Genomic DNA, 5,239 nt, shown 5'->3' on the forward strand with positions numbered 1-5,239 from the left:
CCAGCGATGGTTTACGTAGTATTGACCACAACGCTTTGCTTCTTCTTCAACGGCGTCCTGTGCCTGCTTCTTCGTACCTACAAAAAGAACGACGCCATCGTTGGATGCAGCATCTTTTACAAAATCGTAAGCATCGTCAATCAACTTAACGGTCTTTTGCAAGTCGATGATGTAGATGCCATTGCGTTCTGTGAAGATGAACTGCTTCATCTTAGGGTTCCAGCGACGTGTTTGGTGACCGAAGTGGACACCTGCTTCAAGTAATTGTTTCATGGAAATAACAGCCATAACAATTAACCTCCAGAAAATAGTTTTTAATATCCTCCCCCATGTTCAACGGCTAAAGACTCGAATGAGCACTCTCTTTGCCATCGCATGAGGTGTGAATTGCACTGCTTTACAGCACTTGCTATATTATACTTTATTCTCTTCTCGAATGCAACAGAAAATATTCCCCTGCGAAAAGACGAACATGCGGCGAAAACTGAATTTGACATCAAAAAACCTTGCCGAACATGTCGACAAGGATGATGATTATTTGACTAAAGTACTTGAAGTCCCCGTTTCAACGACTTCTTTTGCTGAATCAAGCGAAATCTTGACCATGTTCTCAACGGCAACGTTCGTGTAAAATGCAATATGAGGCGAGACAACCACGTTGTCAAGCCGGATCAATTCCTTAAAAGTTTCGTCTTCAATTTCCTGACCTTCAAGATCATGGTTGAATATGCTTGCTTCATTTTCATACGTATCAAGGGCCGCCCCCGCAAGCTTGCCGGATTTGAGCGCTTCAACAAGCGCCGGTGTATCAATCAATGCCCCGCGCGCCGTATTTACGATGTAAGCACCGTCCTTCATCATCGAAATCGTCTTTTCGTTTATGAAGTGATAATCATCGTCAGTCGCCGGCATGTGAAGCGTGATTACATCTGCCTGTTCCAGCAGATCTTCTTTTTCGACGTAGATGCCTTCCTTTTCAAGTTCCGGATTATGGAACGGATCGTAAGCAATGACCCTGGCACCGAAGCCCTTGTAGATTTGAATTGCCGCACGACCAATTCGACCCGTGCCCATTACACCGACGGTCATCTTGCCAAGTTCTTTTCCGACGAACGGTGCCCAACGATAATCCTGTCTGGCCATTCTTTTGCGGAACAGATTCTGGTTGCGCAAGAGCTGCAAAAGCTGCGTAACGGAAAATTCTGCAATGGCGCTTGGTGAATATGCCGGAACGTTCGTCACAGCAACTCCGTTTTGCTTTGCATCATCGAGATTGATGTTGTCGACGCCAACGTTTCTAACGGAAAACACCTTGACATTTGCATCAGATAATTCTTTAAAAAGGTTATCTGGGTAAAGACCGGTTTGCAATCCGATGACCGCATCGTAACCAACGGCTTCAGAGACGTTGTCCGGAGTAATTTCTTCCTTCTTCAAAGAAACTTCAATTCCATTTTCCCTTGACCATTCTTCAAAATACTGGCGTTCGTCTTCTCGAACGTTAAAAGCAACAAACTTCATGATTTCCTCCAAAAGAAATAAATTGTCTATTATACAGTACAGGTTCCGGTTATCGTATCATAAATAAAAATTATACATCCATAGCCTTCATCGAAATTAATTTTATCATGAAAACGCGTAAATAAATCTTGCTTGCATGAAATTTAATTTATTTTTTATTTATTTTGCAACATTGTTTGAAAATACAGTTCGTATTCTTGCCCGTTATCCACGGGATTTTCAGACTTTCTCAAAAAACTTCAATCACTACGATTAGGCTTCTCACATCTAAATGTAATTTTATTAATGCTGATTACCCTCCAATAAACGCACAATCATTTGAAAAATGCTGACTGGAACTGATAAAAACGGTTGGTAGAAAATTCCGTTTCTCCCTTGAATCAAACGGAGCATCTAAAAATACGATCGCATCGCGACTGATTTTGTCCGGCATTCTTTCACTCCTGACACATGAAAACCGATGCTGTTTTCATCATGCCGGGAATTCGGTTCCTGCATACGAAAAAAGGAAGACTCGCAAATCAGCTGCAAATCATCCTTTTTTAGCTTGAGATATATTTTTTCCCGGCCTCTTTTTCAATCTCAATTGAAATTATTAATGTTCATGACGGTATAGCTGCGCTTGTCACCCGGAACATGGCTTGTTGAATATTCAATTGATTTGCCGTTCGTCAGCCAAACAACCTGCTCAATCTCAAGAATCGGAGAACCTTTTTCGACATTAAGTGCCTTGACATCTTCATCATCAGCACCCAGTGCGGAAAATTTCCTGAAGGCATTCCCGAACTTGAGTCCAAGTTCATCATGAATATAAGTATAGATAGACTTTTCGCAAACTTCTTTTGAAAGCTCAGGAACAAGCTTTACAGGCATGTACGTATGTTCCAAAACAGTCGGTTCACCGTCAATTATGCGGATGCGCTTGACTTCATAAACCGGATCTATACGCTTGATGTTAAGATTTTTTTGAATTCTTTCATCCGGAAGCTGAACGTCGAATACCAAAACATCAGACTCGATGCGATCAGGCCCGAATTCCTGATATGCTCCCCTGAAATCATCAACCGTCACGTCTTTTTCATGATTGACAAACGGAATCTTGCCACGAACGTAGGTTCCGAGCCCGGACTGCTTGTAAATCAAGCCTTCTGAAGCCAACCCGTCAAGAGCCTTCTTAACGGTCAGGCGATTAACCTTGAACTCTGCTGCCAAAGTCGTCTGGTCTGGAATCAATTCTCCGACCTTGTATGTTCCGTTTTCGATTCTTTCGCGAACAGTATCAGCAACTTCTTGATATTTAGTAGCCATAACTCAACCATCCCATCTTATTAATTCATATCTGTATACTCTCAATTATATACTTTTCTAAGACAAAATCAATAATTAGGACAAATTATTTTACATATTATAGTTTCTGACTGAATGCTGCCTTTTTCTAAAAAATTTATACATAAATCTAACGCAAAAAAAGACATTGATGACTCAAAAGCCAAAAATGCCTTCCTTGACAAGGATGTTTTATTCCAGGAAATCCTTAAGCTGCTTTGAACGAGAAGGATGACGGAGCTTTCTCAATGCCTTTGCCTCAATCTGACGAATTCGTTCACGCGTAACTCCAAAGACCTTTCCCACTTCTTCAAGTGTGCGCGTACGGCCATCGTCAAGACCAAAGCGAAGTCGCAAAACGTTTTCTTCACGATCAGTCAGCGTATCAAGCACGCTTTCAATCTGCTCCTTAAGCAACTCGTACGCAGCATGATCTGCCGGACTCGTGGCAGCGTGATCTTCAATGAAATCGCCAAGATGCGAATCATCTTCTTCACCGATCGGCGTTTCAAGCGAAACCGGTTCCTGGGCAATTTTCAAAATCTCACGAACTTTTTCAGTCGGAAGATTCATTTCTGCGCCGATTTCCTCAGGAATCGGTTCACGCCCAAGGTCTTGAAGCATTTGGCGCTGAATTCTAATCAACTTATTGATTGTCTCAACCATGTGGACCGGAATTCGAATGGTACGTGCCTGATCCGCAATGGCACGCGTAATCGCCTGTCTGATCCACCATGTGGCGTATGTCGAAAATTTGAAGCCCTTACGGTAATCAAATTTCTCAACCGCCTTCATCAAGCCCATATTCCCTTCTTGAATCAAATCAAGAAAAGACATCCCGCGCCCGACGTATCTTTTGGCAATGGAAACTACGAGACGAAGGTTTGCTTCCGCAAGGCGCTGCTTTGCTTCTTCATCGCCCTCTTCAATTCTCAAGGCAAGTTTTTTTTCTTCTTCAGCCGTCAACAGATTGACACGCCCGATTTCCTTCAGATACATTCTGACAGGATCGTTGATTTTAACTCCGGAAGGTGCAGAAACGTCGCTTTTTGAAAGTTCCTTTTCCTCCTCCTTGGCCTGGTTCAAGCTTTCTGCCGTAGGATCGCCATTTTCATCGACAACGGAGATTCCTTTCTTCTCAACGTCTGCAATCAAATCGTTAATTTGTTCGGACGTCAAATCCAGTGGTGAAACACGCTTCGTAAGGTCACTGTACTTCACCTCGCCAGCCTGCTTGAATTCCTGGACGACTTCACGCAACGCCTTCTTGTACACAACGTCATCCAACTGGTTGTTCTTCTTCTCTTCTGCCAATGTTAGGCCCTCCCTTTAATAATTGAAGCTGCAATAATTGACACGCAGTCGAGCTAAGCATCAGCCTGCTTTTCCTGCATCATTTTAATATATTTAATGGTTAATTCCGTTATCTTATTGACATCGTTTTGCCTTTTGGCCTGATCCAACTGAGTGCTGATTCGTGCAATCTGTTCTTCCAGCGGCGCATCATGCTTCAGCACTCTCAGGCAATCGTCCACCTCTTGTTCATCGTAGTCTCCGTAGTCTTCCATCTCAATCGAAATCAAGATGTTCTGCAATTTCGAATCTTCAGCATAATCAAGAAATTTGGCATCATCGTATTCGGAATATTCGCTGTAATATCCTTCAATCAACAAATATAATGCCTGATAATCAACATGAACGAATTGAAAATCTTCAATTGAGCTCACCTTCGAATAAACACTGTAATCATTCAGGATTCGGTGAAGCAACAGACGTTCTGCCTTTTCAATTCTGGAAAATTCCTTTTTCCTGCCGGCATTTGAATCAACGGATGGTTTACTTAAGCCTTTTTCTGCCTTTACGTTCCTGGTGCCCAGCTGCTGTTTCAAAACTCGCAGCTGACTTTCAAGACTCGCTTTGTCAATTCCGAACTCCTTAGCCAAACGGCCAAGCGTCAACTGTATCTGCAATGGATCGCTGACTTTTGCGGTTTCGCCAAGAACATCCGTAATGTATGCAAGCTGTCCGCTCTCCGTTCCAAGGTTTCTGTCCTCTTTGAAGTGACGCATATAGAATTCAAGAACGGTTTCACGATTGTCGTGAACGATTCTTTTAAACGATTCTGTGCCGTGCTTTCTGACATATTCATCAGGATCCAGTTTTTCAGGCAAATTAACTACTTCGCACTCAATTTTTGATGAACCTTCAAAAAGCCCAAGGGCTCTTTTTGTTGCTGCCTGTCCCGGCTGATCACCGTCATAGCAGACAAGAACCTTCCTTGTTATTTGTTCTATCTGATAAATCTGATCATCCGTAAGGCTGGTTCCCATTGAAGCTATGCCGTTTTTTACTCCGGAGCGATACGCAGCCAGAACATCCATAAATCCTTCGA

At 42.8% G+C, this 5,239-nt stretch carries 5 protein-coding genes; all 5 read right to left on the bottom strand.

Going from position 1 to position 5,239, the window contains the following annotated elements; translation table 11 throughout:
* A partial coding sequence (rpsB, locus tag V7Z60_RS08445; protein ID WP_334117386.1) for a 30S ribosomal protein S2 occupies positions 1–288 on the bottom strand: 288 nt, incomplete at its 3' end.
* A 246-nt stretch (positions 289–534) separates the two neighbouring features.
* Positions 535–1,521, bottom strand: a complete 987-nt coding sequence (locus tag V7Z60_RS08450; protein WP_334117387.1) for a D-2-hydroxyacid dehydrogenase — start codon at positions 1,519–1,521, stop codon at positions 535–537.
* Between the two features lie 582 nt (positions 1,522–2,103).
* Positions 2,104–2,829 (bottom strand): GntR family transcriptional regulator, encoded by a 726-nt coding sequence (locus V7Z60_RS08455; protein ID WP_334117388.1) that lies wholly within the window; start codon positions 2,827–2,829, stop codon positions 2,104–2,106.
* A 210-nt stretch (positions 2,830–3,039) separates the two neighbouring features.
* The gene (gene rpoD / locus V7Z60_RS08460) at positions 3,040–4,161 is read right to left on the bottom strand and encodes an RNA polymerase sigma factor RpoD (RefSeq protein ID WP_334117389.1); all 1,122 of its coding nucleotides are present in this window, start codon (positions 4,159–4,161) and stop codon (positions 3,040–3,042) included.
* 53 nt (positions 4,162–4,214) lie between these two features.
* Positions 4,215–5,239, bottom strand: a 1,025-nt coding sequence (locus V7Z60_RS08465) for a toprim domain-containing protein (RefSeq protein WP_334117390.1), incomplete at its 5' end; no start/stop codon positions are given.

Source organism: Ligilactobacillus sp. (genome assembly GCF_036846325.1).
Lineage (GTDB): Bacteria > Bacillota > Bacilli > Lactobacillales > Lactobacillaceae > Ligilactobacillus.

Excerpts from the sequence above, each read along its gene's own strand:
- V7Z60_RS08450 (WP_334117387.1), bottom strand. The coding sequence starts at position 1,521 with ATGAAGTTTGTTGCTTTTAACGTTCGAGAAGACGAACGCCAGTATTTT.
- V7Z60_RS08455 (WP_334117388.1), bottom strand. The coding sequence starts at position 2,829 with ATGGCTACTAAATATCAAGAAGTTGCTGATACTGTTCGCGAAAGAATC.